This window comes from Paraburkholderia sp. SIMBA_030, from assembly GCF_046535245.1.
In the GTDB taxonomy this organism is placed as follows: Bacteria; Pseudomonadota; Gammaproteobacteria; order Burkholderiales; family Burkholderiaceae; genus Paraburkholderia.
Genome location: NZ_JAWRXB010000021.1, coordinates 1 through 24,802, shown reverse-complemented (window position 1 = coordinate 24,802; position 24,802 = coordinate 1). Strand labels below are relative to the sequence as shown.

The 24,802-nt window shown below is 62.3% G+C and carries 15 protein-coding genes and 1 pseudogene; 14 read left to right on the top strand and 2 right to left on the bottom strand.

The window, feature by feature from the left end; all coding sequences use genetic code 11:
- The first annotated feature begins 10 nt into the window (after positions 1-10).
- Positions 11-973, top strand: a complete 963-nt coding sequence (locus tag SB772_RS30200; protein WP_410836826.1) for a substrate-binding domain-containing protein — start codon at positions 11-13, stop codon at positions 971-973.
- A 6-nt stretch (positions 974-979) separates the two neighbouring features.
- Here SB772_RS30200 and SB772_RS30195 read toward each other — a convergent pair whose 3' ends face one another.
- Entirely contained in the window at positions 980-1,993 is a 1,014-nt protein-coding gene (locus tag SB772_RS30195) for a substrate-binding domain-containing protein (RefSeq protein ID WP_410836825.1), read from the bottom strand.
- Positions 1,994-2,192: 199 nt separating this feature from the next.
- Here SB772_RS30195 and SB772_RS30190 point away from each other — a divergent pair, with 199 nt between their 5' ends.
- The 3 genes from SB772_RS30190 to SB772_RS30180 all read left to right on the top strand — a co-directional run bounded on the left by SB772_RS30190 (position 2,193) and on the right by SB772_RS30180 (position 5,942).
- Entirely contained in the window at positions 2,193-3,782 is a 1,590-nt protein-coding gene (locus tag SB772_RS30190) for a glycoside hydrolase family 68 protein (protein WP_410836824.1), read from the top strand.
- A 166-nt stretch (positions 3,783-3,948) separates the two neighbouring features.
- The gene (locus SB772_RS30185; protein WP_410836823.1) at positions 3,949-4,200 is read left to right on the top strand and encodes a GntR family transcriptional regulator; all 252 of its coding nucleotides are present in this window, start codon (positions 3,949-3,951) and stop codon (positions 4,198-4,200) included.
- A gap of 95 nt (positions 4,201-4,295) precedes the next feature.
- Positions 4,296-5,942, top strand: a complete 1,647-nt coding sequence (locus SB772_RS30180) for a glycoside hydrolase family 32 protein (protein ID WP_410836822.1) — start codon at positions 4,296-4,298, stop codon at positions 5,940-5,942.
- 69 nt (positions 5,943-6,011) lie between these two features.
- Here the strand turns inward: SB772_RS30180 and SB772_RS30175 are convergent, their stop codons facing one another.
- On the bottom strand, positions 6,012-6,266 hold the full coding sequence (locus tag SB772_RS30175; RefSeq protein ID WP_410836821.1) for a pentapeptide MXKDX repeat protein: 255 nt from the start codon (positions 6,264-6,266) through the stop codon (positions 6,012-6,014).
- Between the two features lie 464 nt (positions 6,267-6,730).
- Between SB772_RS30175 and SB772_RS30170 the strand changes: the two genes are divergently transcribed.
- The 10 genes and pseudogenes from SB772_RS30170 to SB772_RS30125 form a co-directional block, all read left to right on the top strand.
- Positions 6,731-8,296: a multicopper oxidase domain-containing protein gene (locus SB772_RS30170; RefSeq protein ID WP_410836820.1), complete on the top strand. Its 1,566-nt coding sequence runs from the start codon at positions 6,731-6,733 to the stop codon at positions 8,294-8,296.
- 10 nt (positions 8,297-8,306) lie between these two features.
- Positions 8,307-9,914, top strand: a complete 1,608-nt coding sequence (locus SB772_RS30165; protein WP_410836819.1) for a multicopper oxidase domain-containing protein — start codon at positions 8,307-8,309, stop codon at positions 9,912-9,914.
- A gap of 17 nt (positions 9,915-9,931) precedes the next feature.
- Positions 9,932-18,136, top strand: coding sequence for a choice-of-anchor Q domain-containing protein (locus SB772_RS30160; RefSeq protein ID WP_410836818.1), 8,205 nt, complete (start codon positions 9,932-9,934; stop codon positions 18,134-18,136).
- Between the two features lie 13 nt (positions 18,137-18,149).
- Positions 18,150-18,671, top strand: coding sequence for a hypothetical protein (locus SB772_RS30155; protein ID WP_410836817.1), 522 nt, complete (start codon positions 18,150-18,152; stop codon positions 18,669-18,671).
- Between the two features lie 42 nt (positions 18,672-18,713).
- A complete protein-coding gene (locus SB772_RS30150) occupies positions 18,714-19,532 on the top strand; it encodes an outer membrane lipoprotein-sorting protein (protein WP_410836816.1) in 819 nt (272 codons plus the stop codon).
- 27 nt (positions 19,533-19,559) lie between these two features.
- The gene (locus tag SB772_RS30145; protein WP_410836815.1) at positions 19,560-20,396 is read left to right on the top strand and encodes a hypothetical protein; all 837 of its coding nucleotides are present in this window, start codon (positions 19,560-19,562) and stop codon (positions 20,394-20,396) included.
- A 95-nt stretch (positions 20,397-20,491) separates the two neighbouring features.
- On the top strand, positions 20,492-22,093 hold the full coding sequence (locus tag SB772_RS30140) for a cytochrome C (protein ID WP_410836961.1): 1,602 nt from the start codon (positions 20,492-20,494) through the stop codon (positions 22,091-22,093).
- A gap of 213 nt (positions 22,094-22,306) precedes the next feature.
- Positions 22,307-23,692 carry a cytochrome C gene (locus SB772_RS30135; protein WP_410836814.1) on the top strand — a complete coding sequence of 462 codons (1,386 nt, stop codon included), beginning with the start codon at positions 22,307-22,309 and terminating at the stop codon, positions 23,690-23,692.
- Positions 23,693-23,867: 175 nt separating this feature from the next.
- Positions 23,868-24,539, top strand: coding sequence for a c-type cytochrome (locus tag SB772_RS30130; RefSeq protein ID WP_410836813.1), 672 nt, complete (start codon positions 23,868-23,870; stop codon positions 24,537-24,539).
- Between the two features lie 104 nt (positions 24,540-24,643).
- Positions 24,644-24,802, top strand: a pseudogene (locus SB772_RS30125) (c-type cytochrome biogenesis protein CcsB); the annotation flags it as partial.

The following is a 24,802-nucleotide window of genomic DNA, read 5'->3' as shown; positions in this document are numbered from 1 at the left end:
GAGAAAGCGAATGACACAGAGGATGCGCCGCCGCGTGCTCGTTGCCGGCGCGCTTGCGGCGGCGGGCCTGACAGGCGCGGCACGTGCCGATACGATGCAGGGCGGAAAATCGAAGGTCGCACTCGTGTTGAAATTTCTCGCCGACTCGTACGCGGCGGCCATGGCGAGCGCCGCGCAGAACTACCACAAGCACTTCGCGTCGCAGTTCGATCTGACGATTCGGGGAACGGCAGCGGAAACCGATACGTCCGCCCAGATTCGCATCGTCGATGAAATGGTCAATGCCGGGATGAATGCGATCGTTATCGCACCGACTGATTCCAAAGCGCTGACACCCGTCATCGCGAAGGGAATCAAAGCCGGCATCATCGTGGTCGCCATCGACAACCCGCTCGATGAAGCCGCCCAGGATACCGCGGGCATCTCCGTACCGTTCGTGGGTCCGAACAACCGGAAGGGTGCGATGGAGGTGGGTAACTATCTGGCGCGCAGACTCAAAACGGGCGACGAAGTCGGGATCGTCGAAGGTATTTCCGTCGACCGCAACGCGCAGCAACGCACGGCCGGCTGCAAGGATGCAATGAGCGCGGCGGGCATGAAAATCGTCGCCATACGATCCGGTGACTGGGAATACGAAAAAGGCAAAGCCGTTGCGGCCAGGATGTTGAGCGACCATCCGCGAATCCGTGCGCTGTTGTGCGGCAACGACAATATGGCGTTGGGCGCGGTCGAGGCAGTGCGCGACGAAGGGCGAACCGGCAGTGTGTACGTCACCGGCTACAACAATAGCGATGCCGTCAAACCGCTGCTCGCCGACGGCCGGGTGCTCGCGACCATGAACCAGTTCGCCGACAGGCAGGCCGTGTTCGGCATCGACGTGGCGCTCAAGGCCATCGCAGAAGGGAAAAAGCAGAGCGAGTTGTCGCGCTTCATTGAAACGCCGTTGCAGCTGGTCGCGAAAGAGAACCTTTGAGCGCTGTCAGCGGGGCGGGCCGTCTGTATCGCCCGGCTCGATAGAGGGTTGCGCTAACCGGTGCCCGCAATGCGCGCTGTCGGCGATGGTGTCCATGATCAGCTCGGCGATGGCCGTGCCCGACGCATGCCCGGTAGGCTGCACGACGGAGGTCACCGTGTACGGGAACGCAACGTCAGGCGGCACGCCGTCGTAGACAATCAACGAGATGTCCGTGCCGATCTTCTTGCCGCTGTCGGCGATGGCGCGGAACGCGCCCGTACCCGCAATGTTGTTGTCGATCAGCACGGCTGACGGCCGATCGGCGCGGTTCAACAATGCGCGCGTCGCTTCGTAGCCTCCTGTCCGGTCAAACGAGCACTCGACGATCAGCGATGCCTCCGGCTCGATATTCGCCTCCCGCAATGCGCTCAGAAACCCCGCGCGCCGTTGCGCCGCAAAGCTGATCGTTTGCGGCGCGCTCACCATGGCGATTCTGCGGTGCCCGAAATCAATCAGGCGTTGAGCCGCCGCACGGGCGCCGGCTTCATTGTCGAAGTCGAACCATCCGTATGGCACGGGACTGTTGGTGCGGCCGTACGCGATAAACGGGAAATTCTGCTCCTGAAGAAAACGGATACGCGGATCGTCCATCAGCGTACGCGCCACGATCAGGCCGTCCACCAGCTTGCCATCGACGAGGCGCCGGTACGTATCGAGTTCCGCATTCGGCCGCGCCGAAACGATGAAGAGGTCGAGCCCCTTCGCGCCAAGACTCTCCGTGATGCCCGCGACGACTTCGCCAAAGCGTGGGTCGCCCAGATCACCCGCCCCGAACGGATAGACGATGCCCACGGCCTCCGCACGGCCGGTCGCGAGGCGGCGCGCCGTCGGGTCCGCGTGGTAGCCCAGTTCTTCGGCGGCTTTTCTGACCCGTTCACGGGTCGCTTCGCTGACATCGTCGTAACCGTTTAGCGCCCGGCTCACGGTCGTTCGCGAAAGACCGAGCGAGCTGGATAGCGTTTTTAAATTCACCTTCACCGTTGCACCCTCGTGAACTCCCCGTTTCCGGCTGCCAGCAAATCCTGGCAACCGTTTCATGACAAAACACACCGCATGGTACATGTGTCGCGCAAACGTTTGACGTCCAAATCGGTTTGGCTTAGTATCCAAACCGGTTTTGTTGTGGATGTTGCGAAATATTACACATTCTCACCTACTCATAAGGACGCGGCCAAAAATGGTATCTCTACGACTCTCACCTGCGGCTTCAGCCCGCACCCGCTTGCGCGCCGGCCTGGTTTCCGGTTCCCTGCTTGCGGTCACGGCGGTGCCCGCGCTGGCTCAAACGGTTGCCGGGTCCCCGGCGCCGACCCCGCACTCGCAGCAGGCTTACGACCCCGAGAGCAGCTTCACGATGCGCTGGACGCGTGCGGACGTCCGCCAGATCAAGGCGCAATCGCACACCGCGACGGCTGCGGACAAGAATTCGCTGCCGGCGTCGCTGACCATGCCGGACATTCCGTCGGACTTCCCGCTGATCAACTCGAACGTCTGGGTGTGGGATACGTGGCCGCTTTCCGACGTCAAGGCGAACAACCTGAGCTACAAGGGCTGGGAAGTCATCTTCTCGCTGACGGCCGATCCGCACGCGGGCTACTCGTTCGACGATCGTCACGTGCACGCTCGCATCGGTTTCTTCTACCGGCGGGCGGGGATTCCGGCCGCGCTGCGTCCGGCGAACGGCGGCTGGACCTACGGTGGGCACCTGTTCCCGGACGGCGCGAGCGTCAAGGTCTTCGGCACTGCGCCGATGACGCAGAACGCGGAATGGTCGGGCTCCGCGCGGATGCTGAACGGCAACAATCTCAGCCTCTACTACACCGCGCTGTCGTTCAACCGCACGGCTGAGGGCGGCCAGGACATCACGCCGCCGATCGCGATCATCACGCGCACGGACGGGCATATTCACGCCGACGACACGCACGTGTGGTTCGACGGATTCGACAAGCATGACGCGCTGCTCGAACCGGACGGCAAGCTGTACCAGTCGCGCGATCAGAACACCTACTACTCGTTCCGCGATCCGTTCGTGTTCGTCGATCCGGCCAATCCGGGCAAGACGTTCATGGTGTTCGAAGGCAACACGGCGGGCCCGCGCGGCGCCCGCACCTGTACCGATGCCGACCTGGGTTATGCGGCCAACGATCCGTACAAGGAAGACCTCAATACGGTGATGAATTCCGGCGCGACCTATCAGAAGGCGAACGTCGGTCTCGCGGTGGCCACCAACCCGCAGCTCACGCAGTGGAAGTTCCTGCCGCCGCTGCTCTCGGCCAACTGCGTCAACGATCAGACCGAGCGCCCGCAGATCTACATCAAGGACGGCAAGTACTACCTGTTCACGATCAGCCACCGGCCGACCTATGCAGCGGGTGTCGACGGTCCTGACGGCGTGTACGGTTTCGTCGGCAACGGCATCCGCAGCGACTTCCTGCCGCTGAACAAGGGCAGCGGCCTGGTGCTCGGCAATCCGACCGATTTCGATCAGCCGATCGGTGCGCCGTACGCGCTCGACCCGAATCAGAATCCGCGGGCATTCCAGTCGTACTCGCACTACGTGATGCCGGGCGGCCTCGTCGAATCGTTCATCGACGCCGTCGGTCCGCGCCGTGGCGGTACCTTGTCGCCGACCGTGAAGCTCAATATTCACGGCGATTCGACCGACCTCGACCGCAGCTACGGCAAGGGCGGTCTGGGCGGCTACGGCGACATTCCGGCTAACGCCGACGCCAGCCCGGGCAATTCAGGCGGGAACAGCGCTCAATAAGATCCCGTTCAGTCAAGCAGTCTGACGAAGGCCGGGCGGGTGGCGAGTCTGTTCGTTGCCCGTTCCGGCCATTCGCCTGTTCGCCCGTTCCCCATGGCACGGCACTGGACGAGCGCCCGATCGTCGCCGTGTCCGAACGGCAAACGCCAGCAACGAGAACGCAGCGATGAAAGCCTGGATTCCAGATTTGTCTTCATACAACGGACCCGCGTATCGCGCGGTGGTGGAGGCGATTGAAACGGCAATTGGATCCGGTCGCCTCAAGCCTGGCGATACCTTGCCCCCGCAACGGATGCTGGCGGACTTCCTCGGCCTGCACGTGAACACCGTCAATCGCGCCATGCGCGAGACTTCGCGCCGTGGCTTGACCGTGGGCAGCAGACGCAGAGGCACCGTCATTCTCAGGCTCTCCGCCTGATCGTTCGTCGACCCGATGAGCATTCATCGACTGCGCTCGCGCGGCGTGACGGTATCCCCGTTCACGCGCGTGCGCAGGTAGGAAAAAGGCAATCCATGTACGACCCGCAACATCCCTTCATTTCCAAACCGCGCGCGCTGGCGGCCTGGCTATTTGCACTACTGACCGTTTCTTCCACAGCGTGCGCTGCGCCATCCGCACCGTTGGGCGAAGACGCTGCATGCACATCGCAATGGCGATCGGCGCTGCACTACACGCCGCAACGCAACTGGATGAACGACCCCAATGGACTCGTCTTTCACAAGGGCCTTTATCACCTGTTCTATCAATACAATCCGGATGGAAATTCATGGGGCAACATGTCGTGGGGACATGCCACCAGCCGCGATCTTCTTCACTGGAGCGAGCAGCCTGTCGCCATGCATGTCGATGAAACCGGGGAGATCTTCTCCGGTTCCATTGTCGTGGATGCACACAACACGTCCGGATTGGGTCCGGCGAATTCGTCGCCGCTAATCGCGCTCTACACCAGCGTATACAAGGCCGGGTCCGGACATCAACCGGGCACTCAGGCGCAATCGCTCGCCTACAGCACGGACGACGGCCAGACGTGGCGCAAATACGCGCACAATCCGGTGCTGACGCTCAACCCGGAATCGCAAAACTTTCGTGATCCGAAGGTTTCCTGGTACGCGCCGGGCGGTTACTGGCTGATGACTACCGTCGTGGCCGACGCACACGTGGTCAAGATGTACCGCTCGAACAATCTCATCGACTGGGACTTCCTCAGCGACTTCAGTCTGCCCGGCATTCCTCATCAAGGGACACTCTGGGAGATGCCCGATCTGTTCCCGTTGCCGCTCGATGGAGACAGTCGCCGGCAGAAGTGGGTGATGATCGTCAACGTCAATCCGTGGTCGATCGCGGGCGGGTCCGGCGCGATGTATTTCGTCGGCAACTTCGACGGCAGGACGTTCACGCGGGAGAACGCGGCGCCGCCGGGTTCGGATCCTTCGCGATACCAGTGGCTCGATCACGGCGCCGATTACTACGCAGCCGGAACGTTCGCCAATGCGCCCGGCGGCAAGGCGGTCACGATCGGCTGGATGAGCAACTGGGACTACGCCGAACGCATCCCCACCACACCGTGGAAGGGCGCCACGGCGCTCCCTCGCGAGCTCGCGCTGAAGACTGTAGACGGCGTGCCGCAACTGATGTTCGAACCGGTGGAGCAATATGCGTCGCTTGTCAGCGAGGGGGCGGCCACGCGCATAAGAGAACTCAGTGTGTCCTCGCGCGTGCAGGAACTCGGCCGGCTCACCCGAGGCGTCGTGCAGAACATCGACGTGACGATCAGTCCGCACTCGGCCCAACGTGCCGGTCTCATCGTGCGAGGTTCGGCGAATGGCGACGTCGGCACCCGCATCTTCTACGACACCGTCAACCGGACATTGACGCTCGACCGTTCGAAGTCAGGCGAAACCGGTTTCTCGAATGCCTTCAGCAAACAGCACATCGTCAATATGCCGCTCGTGAACGGCGAGTTGCACCTTGCCGTGGTGGTCGACAGGAATTCCGTGGAAGTGTTTGCCGATCACGGCCGTACCGTGATCACGGATCTCGTTTTTCCGGCCGCGAACGATAATCGGGTTTCGGTTTTCGCCGAGGGCGGCAAGGCGACATTCAGCGATCTGGCGATTACCGATCTCTCCGATCCGCGCGAGGCAACAGCGTCGCATTAGCCATAAGGCGTTTGCCGGCGGGCGGAGCGTGCGCTTCCATGTCAGCTCAGCGCGCGCTCGCCAGGTGAACTACTGCTTCACCTCGTCGTTCTTGGTTTCATCTTTGGCCATGCTGTCATGGCTCATCGCGTCTTCCTTCATCGCGTCTTTCGCCATGCTGTCCATGCTCGCCGCATCGTGCTCCGTTGTCGTTGCCGTTGCCGTGGTCTCCTGGCTCATTGCGTCTTTTGACATCGAATCGTCGGACGCACTATCGGCAGCGAAGGCGCCAGCGGTGGCGAGCGTGACGCAACTCGCGAGAATGACGACAGTTAGCTTGTTCATGATGTGATCCTTCAGCAATTCAATGGGGAGGCCGGAAATCTCAAGAGCAGTGGGTCGACGGTGCGGACCGCTTCGTGTCCTCAACCCGTTGTAACCCAGGCACGTTCCAGTGCCCGACAGTCGGGGACTGTTTTCACATTCTTGCCTCGATAGACATGAAGGGAAGTAGGAATCCCCCGCCGAAAGGCATGGGTAAAGACCCGCAATGTGAGCAGAGTGGAAAGCTGCGCTGCGCCTGGCGCTCGATCGCTGTCTTTCCCGAAAAAATAGCGTTTCGAATCGACTTGAGTACCGTCGCTGGGTTTGCCCTACCGCAAGTGTAGGGGGGTGACCCATCCCGGACTACGTCGCTCTTATTCAGAATCCAGATACGGGCTGATGTAGATGCGTAACCAGCCCGCATTCGCAGTAGAGCATGACGTCCAGCGCGCATCGCGCTGGCTGACCCCTGGGCTGGAGGTCATATGTTCAGTACCCGCACATATCTCAGCAGTGTTGCAACACTGCTGTTACTGATGTTCGCGATTCCTTCATTCGCGCAATCGTTCCGGGTGCAATGCCCGCCAACCACGCCGGCGCATCCGACGGCGCTGCCGCGCGGTACAGGGGAGCCCGCCTACACCGGGCCGTCCTACACCGGACAGACTTCCGCGTCGACAGGCGTCGTCAACGGCGCAATCAAGTGCCAGCAGATCTCGGGCGGCGACGGTTACGCGACGATGGCGGACGGCACGCAGACGTATCTGTTTTCCTTCGGTCCTCTGTCCGGGCTCGCCGATATCCAGGCCGGCCTTCCCGGCACGCAGTTCGCGTCGGTGTTCAACACCGTCGGCGATCCGAGAGTGGACGTGACCTTCAACGGTGCGGTCGGTCTGGTCCCCGATCCGGAATCCGTGCCTCCGGGTCAGTTGACCGGCCACGTCGATCCACGGCAGATCATGGACATCGGCGTGATGAACGGCAGCATGCCGGCGCCGACAATGGCGATCGACGAGGACGACGAGTTTTTCCTGACGCTGACCAACGTCGGGATGATCATGCGGCCCGACCTGTTCGAGCAGCACACGGTGCACTTCCACGGCTATCCGAACGCGTCGTCGTTCTATGACGGCGTGCCGGACGCATCGGTCGCGATCAACATCGGCGCGAGCTTCACGTACTACTACCTCGCACCGGATGCGGGCACCTACTTCTGGCACTGCCACATCACGCCGCCGGAACACCTGCAGATGGGTATGGTCGGCCAGATCTTCGTGCGGCCGCGCCAGAACCGCGTGCCCGGCGGGCAGTCGCTGTACAACTCGCTGGTCGCGCAGCAGCGGGATCTGCGCACGGCGTGCGGCAACGACATTCTGTGCACGACGCCTCTGCCGCCGCAGAACAGCGTGCTCCACGTCAACAACAAGAGCGGCACGCCGACGCTGTACGCGTACAACGACGGCGACGGCTCGACCGCCTACGACGTCGAATACCCGATTCAGATACACGGCTTCGATCCGAACTTCCACTTCGTGGGCATGACGTTCAATCCGGAGCCGTTCACCGACATGAAGGACAAGTACTTCCTGCTGAACGGGCGCAGCTATCCGGACACGGTGAATCAGGGGCCGATCCAGACGGTGGTGGCAGACGGCACGCAACATTTTTCGCAACCGCTGCCCACGCTGATCAACATCCCGGCCGGCGGCAAGGCACTGCTCAGAATTTCGGACCTCGACGTCAGCGAGTTTCAGACGCTGGCGTCGCTCGGGATCCCGATGCACGTGGTCGGTATCAATGCCCGCTTGCTGCGCGACATGGCCGGCAACGACCTGACCTACAAAACGAACTCGATCACGCTGGGCGGCGGCGAGTCCATCGACGTCATCCTCGACGCCAGCGACACGACGAAGTATGCGGCGGGGGCGGTCTATTACCTGTACACGCCAAATCTCGATCACCTGTCGAATGACGCAGAAAACTTTGGCGGCTTGATGACCGAGGTCCACATCTGCCACGCGGTGGACCCGACCACGAAGTCCTGCACCTAGGAGAAGAGCCGTGGGATACATCAAACACAACACATGGATCGCGGTGCTCGCGCATCTTGGACGGCTTGCGCGGGTCGGCGCGGCGACGCTCGCCGCGCTCGTGTGCATGCACGCGCAAGCGGCAGCGCCAGGCATCACGGGGACGCGCTTCGATCTGAGCGCCGAGGCGAATCGCATCAGCCAACCCGACGGCACGAGCGTTTATTCGTGGGGCTACGGATGCCGCACGGCGCCGGCCGGCTTTTCGCCGTCCACGATCGCGGGCGCGAACTGTCCGAGCATGCAGATTCCCGGTCCGACACTGATCGTCAAACAGGGCGACGTCGTCACGGTAACGCTCACCAATAACCTGCCGGCGGCGGCAGGCAATACCTCGATCCTCTTTCCCGGATTCCAGGTCTGTGCCGCGGCGTTGAACCCCGATGGGACCTGTCCTGCCGCGCTCACCGGTGTGCCGGGATTGCTGACACGCGAGGCCGCTCATGGCGGCACGGTCACGTATAGCTTCGTCGCGGCAACGGCTGGCACGCATGCGTACTACAGCGGCACACAGGGCGATCTGCAGATCGAAATGGGCCTGTACGGCGCGATCATCGTTTTACCGACCTCGGCGCCCGGAACCGTTGCCGTGCCGACCGGCTGCCGTGCGGTTGCGGCGACTCTGCCGGATGGTCAGACGGACTTCCGCAACGCTGCCGCGGCCTATAACCACAGCACGGCCTGTTACGACCGCGAGTATCTGTTCCAGTTCTCCGAAATGGATCCGCGCATCCATACGCAGGCGGAACAGCAGGCTGCGAACGCGTGCACGCTGCCAAACGGCTGCATGACTGTCGAGACGGAGCCGTATCACCCCGCCTACTTCATGGTAAACGGCCGCTCGATGCCGGACGACATGGACCCGAACTACGCGGTGCAGTATCCGCACCAGCCCTACAACGGCAATCCACACATGCATCCCGGTGAACTGGTGCTGTTGCGGATCGTCGGTACTGGCCGCTGGCAGCATCCGTTCCACGAGCACGGCAATCACGTGCGTGTGCTGGCGCGCGATGGAAACCTGCTGCTGAGCAGGACGGACGCGACCAAGGCGGCCGGCCCGTTGCTGTTCACGACGACTACGACGCCGGGCCTCGCGATGGACGGGATTTTCTACTGGACCGGCAAGGGCCTGAACTGGGATGTCTATGGACACAAGCCCGGCGACGGCAGTGTCTGCATTCCGGATGCGAACGGCTACTACACGGCAGACCCGCACGCGCCGAACTACTACGAGTGGTGCGCCGATCACAACAAAGCGCTCGAAACGCGTCCGTTCGGCAATGTCGGCAGCGGCGGGCCGGTCACCCTGCCGGACTCGCACCTCCTGACGAACGGCGCCTGGTATGGCGGCAGTCCTTATCTCGGGCCGGACGCGACCATGCGCGCCACCTCGCCCACCGGGACGACGCCACCGAGCGGGACGATCGCGAATTCGCCGGCAAACGAAGCAGGCTTTGCATTCATGTGGCACTCGCATAACGAGCGCGAGATCACTACGAACAACATCTTCCCAGGCGGAATGATGATGATGATGCTCGTCGATCCACAGGTTTTCCTGATTGACGAATCCAATTAGAGGCGGGGAGAAGCGCGATGAGATCCACCCAGTTTAAGGCGACCCTCTTCGACGTGTTCAAGGCAGGGGTTGCAGCGTCCATTCTGCTGACGGCCAGTGGCGTATCTTTCGCTCAGGTTGTCAATCTGACAGCGAAAGCGACGACTGCCACGATGCCCGACGGGCAGGCTGTGCCGATGTGGGGCTACACCTGTACGCCGGCTGCGGTGGCGCCGGCTACCTGTGCGGCGGCGAATCCAGGCGCCGGAGCGAACTGGTCGCCGGTGGTGATTACCGTGCCGCCAGGACCGCTGACGATCAATCTCACCAATACCTTGCCCAGCGCCGTGCCGACCTCGCTCGTCGTCGTGGGGCAGTTGGGCGGCGGTTTGGGAACGACAGCGACAAGCCTGCCGAGTCCGCCGCATCCGACGCAAACCGCGACGACCTGGCCGATTGCCAGCAGTTCGAGCGGCGCGACATTTACGCCGCCCGCGCAGGGGCCTCGCGTCCAGTCGTTTGCGACCGAGGTGGCGACCGGCACGACCACGGCGCTCACCTGGAACAACCTGAGTCCCGGCACCTATCTGATCGAGTCGGGAACGCATCCGTCGATCCAGGGGCCGATGGGACTGTACGGCGTGCTGGTGGTGAAGACGCCGGTCGGCGGCAGTGTGACCTGCCCAGTGGCGTCGCAGACGTATCAGGCGTATCCGAATATCTGCTATGACGCCGACGTGCCGCTCGTGCTGAGCGAAATCGATCCCGTGCAAAACACCGCTGTCGCGGCGGCGGTGATGACGGCGGGTTTCAGCGAAACCAAAGTGTGGTCGGGTCTGTCAGGCGGTTGCGGCGATTCGAAGTCGACGTCGTTCGGCACCTGCTATCCGCCGGCAGTGAACTACGATCCGCGTTACTACCTGATCAACGGCGTCGCCTTCGATCGGACGAATGCCAACGCATCGGCGTTTTCCGCCAACGCCCCTGCGTCGACTGGCCAGCTGCTCGTGCGCTTCGTGAACGCAGGTCTGCGGATGCACGTCCCGTCGGTGGTGGGTGCCCAAACCGGCACGCCTGCTGTTTCCGGCTTCTCGCTGATTGCAGAGGACGGCAATGTGTTGCCCGGCAATGCGCGGGTGCAGTCGGAAGTGTTTCTGGCGGCCGGCAAGACCCAGGACGTATTGCTGAACGCACCGGCTGCAGGCGCATTGGCGCTTCCGGTGTTCGACCGCGAACTGAGTTTGTCCACCAACAACCAGCGCGATGGCGGGATGCAGGGCTACATCAGCGTCAATAGCGGCGCGCTGCCGACGGCGACGGCCGCCAATCAGAATGCGATCGCCAATCCCGACAAGTACTTCCTGGTCGCGGGCAGCGCGGTGAACGTGTCGGACCCGACGAGAGGCCTGATTGCCAACGATGTCCATGTTTACGGCGTGCAGGTCAAGACACAGCCTACCGGCGGCGTGCTCACGCTGAACCAGGACGGCACGTTCACCTATGTGCCGAACGCCGGCACGACCTCCGACAGCTTCGTGTATCAGGCGAACGGCAATCCCGCGCTGACGGCGACGGTGACGCTGGCGGCCTGTACCGCCGGATCCGGCTGTCTGTCCGGTGCGCCGCTGGCCGGCAACGGCAGTTACACCAGCAACATCGCGTCGCGGCTGCAGATCGGCGCGCCCGGCGTGCTGGCCAACGCTAAGGATCCGGCCGGGCTTCAGCTCACCGCGGCTGTTTCCGGCGCTGTGACCGGCGGGACCGTCACGCTGAATCCGGACGGATCGTTTACCGCCATACCCGCGGCACCGCCGGTCGGCAATGCGACGGCTAATGTGACGTTCCACTACAAGGCAGTGAATTCGCAGAACACGTCGAGTGCTGCCGCGACCGTGACGGTAACGTTCAAGGGCGGCAGCGGACTGGTCGTCAAGGTGCTGGATGCGCCGAGCACGGCGCCGGGCAAGACCCCGGTTCAGCTGACCGACTACCGCTGGATCATCGAGGAAGACCGCACCTTCCAGATCGATCCCGCATGCCAGGTGAACACGACGCCGCGCCCGGCCACGTGTCCGCCGCTGCCGGTTCCCAGTCTCGGCACGAGCTTCCATTCCAGCTACATGCCGGTGATTGCCGCGGGCTGCGTCGGCACTGTCGCGTGCGAGTCAGGACAGACGGTGTTCGATCCGGCGACTAACACGCACGTGCCGACGGTGTGCGACGTCGGCAACGGCGCGTGCCGTACGGGCGCTACGCAGCAGGTGCCGGTCGACCCGCGCCAGGTGGCGCTCGATCCGACCAAGCACTATTACATCTCGATCCTGCCGGGCGACGCCGGCAATACGTTCACGAACGGCGCGGGCGCACCGCAGCCGGTAGATCCGAATAAACCGGACGGTGCGCAACGGCAGTTCGACATTGCGAAGGACTGCCCGTCGGGTCCGGGCGGGGCGGATTTTGCGCCGGGCTCGGGCACCTGTGGACACGGCATGGGCGGTGCGCCGATCGCACCCGCACAGTCCAGCGTCAACGTGCTGCTGCAGGAAACGCCGCTCGCGACGGCGAAGATCTCGGTGTTCGTGTTCGAGGACGACACGCCGCTCAATGGTGAAGTGGACGTCAGCGGCGGAACGGATACGTTCGGCACCGCCCACGAGCCGGGTCTCGGCGGTTTCGAAATCAAGCTCTTCGACGATGCGGGCGGTACCGGTGACCCAACCGGGCAGATGACCTACGACATGTTCAACATGCCGTTGTCCAACTCGTTGCAGGGGACGATCGATCCGTCCACCGGATTCAACGCGTGCCCGATTTCGACGACGTCGAACGACGGACTGCTCGGCATGATTCCGACGTGTCCGAAGTACGAGTCGGATGGCAAGACGTTATCGCCGCTCGTCGGCCAGGCCATCATCGCCAACCTGATGCCCGGCCGGTACGGCGTGGTCGCCACGCCGGGCGCCGACAGGATCGGCAGGGGAGAAGAGTGGCTGCAGACGAACACGCTGGATGGACAGAAGGCCCATGACGCGTTCATCAAGGTAGCCGGGCCGGCATACTTCCAGGAATTCGGACCGGCGGGCTTTCACGTGTCGGTCGGCTTTGCCAATCCGAAAATCATCAATGCCCGCTTGCCTCTGCTGTGCACAGGCACGGCCACCTGCAACAACTCGGTCAGCGGCCGGATCACGAACCTGCATTACAGCCGTCCACCTAACCAGAATCTGTATGGCGCGGGCTCGCGCGATTCGTTGAGTTTCACGCAGTGTTACGTGAGCATCGGCGATACGGACGGGGAAGATGTCTCATTCACGAAGTGCAACGCCGACGGCACGTTCAGTTTCCCCGGCCTGCCTGACGGCACGTACAGACTCACGGTCTTCGATCAGTGGAACGACCAGATCGTCGACGGCCTTGCGACGGCGGTTCTGTTAAAGGGCGGGCAAAGCAAGAATCTCGGCGATATCCCGGTGCTTCAATGGCACACGAATCTCTATACCCGGACCTTCATGGATCTCAACGGGGACGGCGTGTCGCAGTCCAACGAGCCCGGACTGACGCTGGTGCCGACCAATATCCGCTTCCGCGACGGCAGCTATTCGAACTTCAACAACACCGACCTGAACGGCTACGCCGGATTTAACGAAGTGTTCCCGCTCTTCAACTGGTACGTCGCGGAAGCGGATACAACCCGCTTCAAGCAGACCGGCGTGCATGTGGTCTACGACGCGGGCGGTCCGCCCGACGGTACGCCAGGCGGGGGCAGTTCGAACATTGCCACCAACTTCGCCAACACGGTGGAATCGGCGACGGCGCACCTGCCGACGAACCTGCGCGTGCCAGGCGCGGTGTATTGCAACGATGCGGACTGCACCGACCGTTCGGGCACAAACCCGTCGACGGGCAGAGTCGATCCGCCGTGGGTGACCACAGAAGGTTGGCAAGGATTCTCCGGCCAAAGCTCCTTCATCGAATTCGGCAAGGCGCCGTTCGGCCCGACCGAAAACGGCGGCATCAAGGGTGAAGTCGTCTACGCGTCGACGCGTCCGTTCGACGATCCCGCGCTGCTGCTCCACACGAGCTGGACACCGGACGTGCCGAACGTCACGGTGAACCTGTATCAGGAGGGCACGGCTGCGGATGGGACACAGAGCCTGACGCTGGTGGATACGACGAAGACCTCGAGCTGGGACGACTGGGCGCAGGGCTTCCGTTCCGACGGCGTCCCGAACATGAACTGTCCAGGACAGGAAACCACCGACCCGTACTTCTTCACGTTGAAGGACACGACCCAGTGGCTTGACCCGCAGCATCGTGCGTTGCCCGCGCATTCGCAGTTCAAGTGCTACGACGGCATGCATGCGTTCAACCAGCTGCAGCCTGCGCCATACGACGGGATGTACCAATTCCCCAGTGTGACGGCCCGGAGTTCGACCACCGGCAAGCCGAGCGCGACGAACTGCACGATCTGTGTGGCGAATCCTTCGGGTGACGGCACAAAGATGCTGCCGGCCGGCAAGTATGTGGTGGAAGTGATCGTGCCGCCGGGCTATGAACTGGTGAAGGAGGAAGACAAGAACATCCTGATCGGCGACAACTACATTGCGCCGGTGACGCAGCAGTTCGGCGGACTGGGCAGCATCTTCATCCTGCCCGATCAGGCTGCGATGAATTCCACCTATAACCCGAACAATGCGCAGAATTCGACCTCGGATCTCGGCTCCTTGCCCCGGCACGAAAGCGACACGGGCAGCGTCGAAACCTTCTGGCCTTGCGTCGGTGCGCTGCGCATCGTGCCCGACTACATCAGCCTGTTCCCGGGTTCGAAGGAAGTCGCGCCGTTCGCGGGCGCATCGAGGCATCTGTGCGACCGCAAGGAAGTGACGCTCACGAACCAGATGTCGGCGCTGGCGAAGTTCTGGCTGTTCAGCTCGACGCATGTCGCCGCGCACTATACGGGCTTCATGCTGGATGACTTCTCGTCGGAGTTCGACCCGTATTCGCCGCAGTTCGGTGAAAAATTCGCGGTGCCGAACGTGCCGATTTCGATGAAGGATTTTGCCGGCAACGAAGTCGCCCGCACGTATTCGGATTCGTGGGGCATCTTCAACGGACTGAACTATTCGACCTGGGAGGTCAACCCGCCGAATCCGACCGGTTATGCGCCGACGATGATGGTCGCCTGCATGAACGATCCGGACATGCCCGATCCGGCGCATCCCGGTCAAACGATCCGGGATCCGCTGTTCAATCCAGCGTACAGCCAGTTCTGCTACGAGATTCCGTTCATGCCCGGACAGACCCAGTACATGGATACGCCGGTGGTGCCGGTCCAGGCCTTCGCGGATGGCTACAATCCACCTGACTGCGCGTACCCGGATGCGACCCCGGCGATCTCCACCGTCACAGGCGATTCGAGCGGCGGCGGCGCAGGACCGTGGGTCAGCGCGGTCGGTCACACGCTGACGATCAAGTCGCTTGGCAACCAACCGGTGCCGAACCACGCGTACAACGGGCCTGCTGCGACCACTGCGCCGTTCAACCAGAAGTTCGTCACGCGCCACTATGGCTTCGGTGCGACGCGAGGCACTGGATCGGTCACGATCGGAGGTGTCAATGCCATCGTGAGGTCCTGGTCCGATACGCAGATTCAGGTCATCGTTCCGCCGTTGATCGGGGCGCAGTCGAGTTGCACGATCCAGCAACGCAACGTGCTGACGCCCACGTCCTGCGGCGAGCTCGTGGTCACGGCCGGCAACGGCAAGCGCTCGATCGACACAGTCACCGTCACGGTCGGCGGCAAGGCGCCGACTTACGTGAATGGCGAGAACGCCACGAGCAACGCGATCCAGACCGCGATCGACAAGGCGACCCCGGGCGACCTGATCATCGTCGGTCCGGGAACCTATAACGAAATGCTGCTCATGTGGAAACCGGTCCGGCTGCAAGGTGTCGGCGCGACGTCAGTGACCGTCAACGCGAACACTCATCCGTCGGGCAAGATGGACCCGTGGCGCAGGCAGGTTGGTTGTCTCTTTGGCGCGGCACTGAACGGCGGCCTGATCTCGCCGAGCAATCCGTACGATCCGACGGGCACGTATTCCTGTCCGTCGACGATGCGGCGCCACGTTGATGCGATACCGCTCGAGCCGACCGCGGGCTGGGACTTCAGCCTCAACGGCAACATTTCCGAGCTGCTGATCGAACCGACGCTGATGGGCGCCTATGAAGGCGCGGCTATCACGGTCCTCGGTAAAGGCGTGAAGGATGTGTTGGTGGGCGGCGTGCTGCAACCCGATCCGAACTGCACCGCGAACGGCATCTGCGCGCCGCTCGCGGGCCCGACCCTGTTCCAGCCGAACCCCCCGGATTGCACCAACTATCCGAGCAACTTCAAGTGCAATCCGTCGCGCATCGACGGCATGACCTTCACCAATAGTTCGCAAGGCGGCGGCGGGATTTTCCTGCACGGCTGGAACCACAACATGGAAGTCTCTAACAACCGTGTGTTCAGTAATGCGGGGACGCTCACGGGCGGCATCACGATCGGCCAGGTCGAAACACCGGACGGCACCATCGGCGGTCGTGACGGTGTGACCGAACTGCCCTTTGCGTTCAATACCCAGGTGAATGTGCATCACAATGCGGTCACGTCGAACGCATCGTATGGCGATGAAATCAACTCGACCACGCCTTCGTCGGCTGGGGGCGTGACCTTCTGCACGGGCGCGGACAATTACCATTTCAACTACAACTGGGTCTGCGGCAACATGAGCAGCGGTGACGGCGGCGGTGTCGCTCACTTCGGGTTCAGCTATAACGGCGACATCTCGCACAACTGGGTGTTGTTCAACCAGAGCAACAACCCGACGCTGCCTACGTACGGCGGCGGCGTGATCGCTCAGGGCGTGCCTCCGGACGGCACGTTCTGCGAGAACGCGACCGTGGACGTGGACTGTGCACCGCAGCTTTCGGATGGCGTCGGCCCCGGTCTCGTAATCGACGGCAATCTGATCATGGGCAACACGGCGGAAAGCGGCAAGGGCGGAGGCCTGCGGCTGCAGAACATCAACGGCACCGACGTGCAACGCAGCCCCAGCGACCAGAGCAAGTGGTACCAGGTTCGCGTGATCAACAACATCATTGCGAACAACGTGGCCGGCTGGGCAGGAGGCGGTGTTTCGCTGCAGGATGCGGTGCGCGTGAGCTTCGTCAACAACACGGTGGTCTCCAACGATGCGACGGCATCCGCGGGCGTGCTGTTCAATACGAATGCCGCCACGCAAGCCAACGTCGGGCCGCCGAACTGCACGACGGTGGGATCGGAAACGACATGCAACCCGATCACGACGTCGACCTATCAGCCGGCCGGACTGGAAACCGCGCGCCATACGTCGAACCTGGTGGCCGCGTTCACCAATCCGAATGTGGTGTGCCCCGTGGGCCAGCCCAACTGCAAGACGTTCTCGAACCCGGTGCTGACCAACAACATGTTCTGGCAAAACCGTTCGTTCTATATCACGGTCGCAGGGCTGAACCCGAACATACCGGGCTTGCAGAATACGGTGGCGCTGAACCCGACGTTGAATCAGGCCGGGCACCCGACGGGCTATTGCGCTTCGAACGCCGTCTATTGGGACATCGGCGCGTTCGGCGACACCTCGGCCAGCAGCCGTCAGGCGGGCTTGTCGATGAGCCCGCGGTTCTCGATCCTGACCGACGCCGGCGACTACCCGGGCGCGAACAACATCGGTTCCAGTCCGGCGGTGGTAAGCCAGTACTGCAACGGTGCGCGTGTGCCGCCGGAGGGCGGCGGAAACGGCTTTGCGGTGCCACCGGGCATCGCGGACGCGGTGCTGCCGAATCCGTTGTTCAGCCTGCTGCCCTCGGCGGTGCCTGATGAAGGCAACCAGTGGATCAACATGTCGTACGGCCCACTTTCGCTGTTCAACATGTCCGTCACATCCGGCGGCACCGGCTATGGCGTACTGCTGGGCAACTACTCGATCACGTCCGCCTCGCCGGCAATCAATCGCGGCACGTCAGCCAGTGCGCCGAATCATGACATCTTCGGCACGTCGAGGCCGCAAGGTGCCGGATACGACATCGGAGCAGTCGAGTTCGTGCAGCCGGGCCTGTTCGGCAGCACTACGATCGATCCGCTCGCATTGGGGGGCCAGGCGGGCGGTCTGTTCGGCCTGTTGCAGGGGCTGGTGAACGTGACACTGTCGCCCATACCGTGATGGAGACGCTGCAATGAAACTTCGATCTCCCTGGATGACGTCGGCGGTACTGCTCTCGAGCAGCGTTTGTCTGGCCGCGACCGCGGTTCTTCAACCGGTCGCGGCCGATCAGGGCGCACCGGCGGCCCACAAACCGCCGGCCGCGTCCACGCTCAGGCACTCGTCGTATTTGCCGGTGAACATGTCGCAGCACGCGAAGAACTACTACGGGCTGGTGAAGGGCGTCGACAACCTGAGCGTGCGCCGAACCGCATCGGGCAATCTGATTCGCTTCAGCTATCGCGTGACGGATCCGCAGGCGGCGCATCTGCTCGGCGAGAAGACCGCGACCGCCTATCTGTACGGGGAAGCGAGCCACGCGTTGCTAGAGATTCCGGTCATGGACAAGATTGGCCAGCTGCGCCAGACCGGCCCGCTGGAAGTCGGTCAGGAATACTGGATGGTGTTTTCCAACAAGGGCAATCCGATCAAGGCGGGGGACCGGGTCGACGTATTCGTCGGTTCGCTTCATATCGACGGATTGATTGTCGAATGATCGCGGCACAGCGGTCTGCTACATAAACGCAGGAGGTGACTCATGACCCGGTTTCTTTTGATGGCGCTCTCCGCAGCCTCTATGGCCGGTGCTCTGGCATCCGGCCCGGTTGCGTTCGCGGCCTCGGCCGCAGGCACGGCTCAGGCCGCGGCGGCGAGTCATTTGAGCGCGGCGCAAATCGTCGAGCGGAACGTCGCGGCACGCGGCGGGCTTCAGGCGTGGCACGCGGTCAATACGATGACGATGTCGGGGCAGATCGAAGCCGGCGGCAAGAAGAACACCAGGCTGCCGTTCGTGATGACGTTGAAGCGGCCGCACAAGAGCCGCTTCGAGGTTCGCTTCAACGATCAGACGGCGTTTCAGGTCTACGACGGCGCACAGGGCTGGAAAGTGAGACCTTTCCTCGGACGCGATGAAGTCGAGCCCTATACGCCTGCGGAGGCCAAATCGGCTGCGATGTCGGCCGAACTGGACGGACCGCTGATCGATTATGCGAGCAAGGGCTCGCGGGTCGAGGCTTTGGGTATGGAACAGGTGGAAGGACATCGCGCGTACGTCCTGAAAGTGACCACGAAAGACAATGCCTCACGCCGCATCTGGATCGACGCAAGCAGCTTTCTGGAACTGAAGATCGACGGCGAACCACGCAAGCTCGACGGCAAGATGCACGACGTCGCCATTTTCTATCGCGACTACCGGAAAGAAAGTGGGCTCGTCGTGCCGCACACGCTGGAAACCGTTGTCACTGGTGGCAAACAGCCGCACAAGTTGACGATCGAGCATGTCACGGTGAATCCGCCGACGGACGACACCCTGTTTGCGAAACCGCAACTGGCCATGGCCAAAGTGCCGAGCCACTAGCCGAACATCCGTGTGAGGTTCACGGCCATGACACGAATCGTATTGTGGATGCTCGTCGGCTGCCTGACGATGGCGGTGTACGCGAGCGAGCAGATACCGGCGGAGCACGATCTGAGCGCGGACCAGATCGTCGAAAAAAACATCGCCGCGAGGGGCGGCCTCGACGCATGGCGGAAGATCCAGACGATGGTCTGGGTCGGGCACGTGGATAGTGCCAACGCCCCGGCACGGGATCTGCCGTTCATGCTCGCGCTGAAGCGCCCGAACAAGACACGTTTCGAGATTTCCGTGCTCAACCAGAAGGCGGTCCGGGTATTCGACGGCCGGCAGGGCTGGAAGCTAAGCCCGAGCGTCATGGGCAACGCGGATTTTCGGCCGTACACGATGGACGAGGTGAAGTCCGCGCATGACGAGCAGGTCATCGACGGCATGCTGATCGACCATCAGGCGAAGGGCATCGATATCACGCTCGACGGTATCGATAAGCTCGACGGACACGATGCCTACCGCCTTGGCGTGAAGCTGCCTTCCGGTGTGACCCGTCATGTGTGGGTCGACGCGCAAAGCTTTCTGGACGTGAAGTACGATCGCCAGGCGCGGGGCGCTCACGGGCCGGTCACGGTGGAAGTGAAGTACAGCGACTATAAGAATGTCGCTGGATTGCAGGTGCCGTTCACGATCGAAAGCGGCGCGGCGGCTTCCGGCAGGAGCGACAAGCTGACGATCGAGAAAATATCGCTGAATCCGCCGCTGGACGATGCGACGTTCACGAGGCCCGCCTCGCAGGGCCATCGCAATTCGGTGTCGGTCGAAGCCGGCGCCTCGCCGCCGGTGCTTCGCGCGATGACCCGGCCGACGCCGTAGCCATGGACCGCGCCTGGGTCAGCCCGGAAGCCATCGCGCGGGCGCGGCCGATCGTGGCGCGCACGCTCGTTCAATGCGTGTTGCTCGCCGGACTGATGGTGCCGGTGGGCAAGGCGAACTGTGCTCCCGCAGCGCCGCCGGTCACGACGGCGAGCACGGGCGAAGCGATCTACCAGAAAGGCGTGCTGGGTTCGGGCGAACCGCTCGAAGCGATGCACGACGGCGGCGTGAACCTGCGCGGCGCCGCTGCGGCCTGCATGAATTGCCATCGGCGCAGCGGCCTCGGCTCCAGAGAGGGAACGACCCGCATCCCGCCGATCACCGGTCGGTATCTGGCCCATCCTCGCGCGGACAGCCTCGAAGATCTCGACATACCCTACATTCCCGGCATGCGCACCGATCGCGAGCCCTACACGGATGCGAAGATCGCAAGAGCGATACGCGAAGGGCTCGATTCGGAAGGCAAGCCGCTCAGCAATCTGATGCCGCAGTACGCGCTGAACGACACCGACATGGCAGCGCTGACCGGCTATCTGAAGCGCCTTGATCGACGCGTGCCGACGGGTGTCACGGACACGGTGCTGCACTTCGCGACGATCATCACACCCGATGCGGACCCGGTGAAACGGCGTGGCATGCTCGATGTGCTCAAGCAGTACTTCGATGACAAGAACGTGTTTCCGCTTGGCGCGACGCCGCCGCTGCGCTCGTCGCGCAAAATGATGTTCATGGTCAATCGCCGCTGGGAACTGCACGTGTGGGAGCTGAGCGGCCCGCCGGCGACATGGCATGAACAGTTGCGGCGCTATCTGGCGGCGCAGCCGGTGCTTGCGGTGCTGTCGGGACTCGGAGGGAGGAACTGGGCGCCGGTCCACGAGTTCTGCGAGCAGGAGGCCGTGCCGTGTCTCTTTCCCAATGTGGAAGTGCCGGTCGAAACCGACCACGATTTCTATTCCGTGTATTTCTCGAAGGGCGTGCTGCTCGAGTCGGATCTGCTTGCCAGCCGGATTCTCGATGAAGCTCGCAGCAAGCCGGCGCAAGCGCTGCCAAGGGTCTGGCAGGTCTATCGCGCGGGCGACAACGGCGAACAGGGTGCGCAAGCGCTTGCCGCCGCACTGAAGGGTCACGGCATGGCGGTGGCGAACCGCGTTCTTGCGCCAGGCGACAGCGTCGTGCGCGCCATGCATGGCATTTCGCGTGGGGATGTGCTCGTGCTGTGGCTGCGTCCGCCCGACATCGCGGTGCTCGGCCGTTCATCGCCGCCGTCGGACACGGTGTTCATGTCGGGGCTGCTGGGCGGGCTGGATAACACGCCATTGCCGGCGAACTGGCGCGGCGTCACGCGCCTCGCGTATCCGTTCGACTTGCCGGACGGACGGCGTGTCCGCGTCGACTATGCGTTCGGCTGGTTCTCGATTCGCAAAATTCCAATGATCGCCCCGCAGGTGCAGGCGGACACTTATCTTGCGTGCGGCCTGCTTGCGGAGACGCTCAGTCATATGGTCGATGCGTTCGGAAGGGAATATCTGATCGAGCGTATCCAGGACATGCTTGAACGCCGCATCCTGACTGGCTACTACCCGCGCCTGACGCTGGCGCCGGGGCAGCAGTTCGCGTCCAAAGGCGGCTATATCGTCCGCTTTGCGGAGCCTGACAGCATGCGGCTCGTCGCCGACGGTGCGTGGATCGTGCCGTAGTTTCCCGAGAACCACGGGCGGCCGTCGAAACGCGATGGACTGGAGCGCCCACCTACCCAAAGTGTAGGACGTTGACCCCTGCCGGGTTTCATCGCCTGTTTGCACAATGGAAGTGTGGCGAGCGGTGAGAACTGTGAACTGCCGTTGATGCAGTCCCAGGTCTTTATTGCTCGTGGTGTAAGGCGGCCGGTATACGGCGCAGGGGAGACGGCCATGCCAAAGGCTTGTATCGGCAATCATGCGCTTTATCGTTTGCTTCGCCGCGGCTCGACAGCCGCACTCGCGGCGCTGTGTCTGTTGCTGGCTTCCACCGCGCACGCGTTGCCCATATTCGCGCGCCAGACGGGGCAAAGTTGCGTGGCGTGTCACGCCGGTGGGCAATTTCCCGAACTCACGCCCTATGGGCGAATGTTCAAGTTAAATGGTTATACCCTCGGCGAACGCACCATTCCGCTAGCCGTGATGGGAACGGTCGATGTGACCAAGACACGGCACAACAACGACGTTAACGGAAATCCGATTTCTCCCAAAGACGGCAATCTGACCTGGGACGCGGCGAGCATTTTCCTCGCCGGGAAGATCACCGACAAGATCGGCGCGTTCGCCCAATATACCTACACGAACTACGATCACCAGAATGGCGACGGCCGGTGGATCGGTAAATGGGCATCGGACAACACCGATGTCCGTTATGTGGAACGGATCATCGGCGAAGCGAGCGATTTCATACTGGGCGTAACGTTGCACAACAATCCGACCATGCAGGACGTCTTTAACACGGCGCCTGCATGGAGCTATCCCTACCTTTCTTCGTCGACGAGCGCGGTTGGGTCCCCGCAGTTTACGCCTCTGATCGAGGGCGCATTGGCGCAGCAGGTCGTCGGCATTGGCGGCTACATGTACTGGAACAAGACGGTATACGCGGAACTGACCGCGTATGGCACCGCCGACGGGATCTGGTCGTTTCTGAGCCACGGCAGCAAGGCCGGAGACCTGGCCCACCCGCAGACCTATCTGAAAGGCTACAACCCGTATTGGCGCCTTGCGCTGACTCGCGAATGGGGCCCGCATAACATCATGCTGGGGACGTTCGGGTTGTTGGCCGACGTCTATCCCAACGATCCAAACGCTTTCCCGATATTCACGCAGGGTGTGACCCGCTATCGCGATATCGGCGTGGACGCGCAGTATCAATACCTGCTGGAACCGCATACGATTACCGCACAGGCACGCTACGTTCACGAGAATATCAGTGATCCGAATAATTTCGTGTTGGGCGACAGTCAGTCGGCAAATCTCAAATCGATGCTGCTGAAAATGTCGTACATCTATCAGGCCAAGTACGGCGTGAGCCTCGCTTTCTTCAATGTGACGGGCAGCACCGATAGCGCGGCTTACGCCAGCAGCGCGAACTTTTCTCCTGCCACGCAGGGATGGATACCCGAGATCTTCTGGATTCCGGTGCAGAACATCCGGGTCGGCCTGCAGTACACGCATTTCACCAAATACCTTGGATCCCGATCCAACTACGACGGTAGCGGACGCAACGCGTCGGACAACGACACGCTGTTTGTCTACTTATGGGCCGCGTACTGGTGATATCGACGCCAGCGTTTGCCACTCGAGATAGTCGTACTTGCCCCTGGAATAAAAGGAAGGTGCTTTGCGTTTTTGCAATACCGGCGGAAACGAGGGCGTTGAAATACGCACTGAATGCGCTGCGCCTTGTCGCGCTGCCTTAAAGGGCGGTAAGCACAGTTTGGAGGTTCGTGACATGAACAAATTGGCGCAGTTCATCTCCCTGGGGATGTTGCTTGCCGGGTCGGGTTGTCACGACCTGGAACGGTCCAGGGCAGTCGATAACCCGTCTGTCCCCGGAAAGACAATTGCTCTGCAAGTGTGCTCGAATTGTCATGGCGTGAACGGCGTGTCCGTGTCGCCCGCCTTTCCCAAACTGGCGGGTCAGCAGAAGGAGTACCTGATCAATCAATTAACGGACTTCAAGACGCATAGTCGATCCGATCCGAACGCCAAAAGATTCATGTGGGGCTTTACTCACTTGAGCGAAGCGCAAATCGACGAGCTTGCTACGTATTTTTCAAGTCATCAGACGGTCATGGGTGAGCCGGGCGATCCCGCACTGATCGATCAAGGACGGGCGATTTTTACCTCCGGCCTGCCGGCTAAGGGCGTGGCGGCGTGCATTTCATGTCACGGTCAGCACGGCGAGGGGGCGGGGCAATTTCCGCGCCTCGCCGGTCAGCATGCGGACTACACCTTGAAACAACTACGGATCTTCCAGCGCACCGAAGACCGGCCCCGCAGCGAAGCCATGAAGGCGGTCTGCAACAACATGTCGGAGCAGGATATGCGTGCAGTAGCGGCTTACCTGGAGGCGTTTCCGCCGGGGGAGCCCGGGACGGCGAACGAGACGACAAGCAATTAGTGATCAGGCCGTCGTTGCCGGTCAACAAGGGTATCGGGCACCCGTAACGTCATGGTGAACAGTGCTGCGCACCCATCGACGCGATCTTCGCAAGGGTAAGAGCCATGGAACTGACGCAATCATCCCCGGATTCCGGCGTACCCGCCTCCGAGCACACGTTACGTTCGCAAGCCTTACCGTCTTCGACGCAGTTCGACGAGCGGCCGTTCCTGAAGCGCCTCGGCATGACCGACTGGCTGTTCGCCCTCGCGATGGTTGCGGGC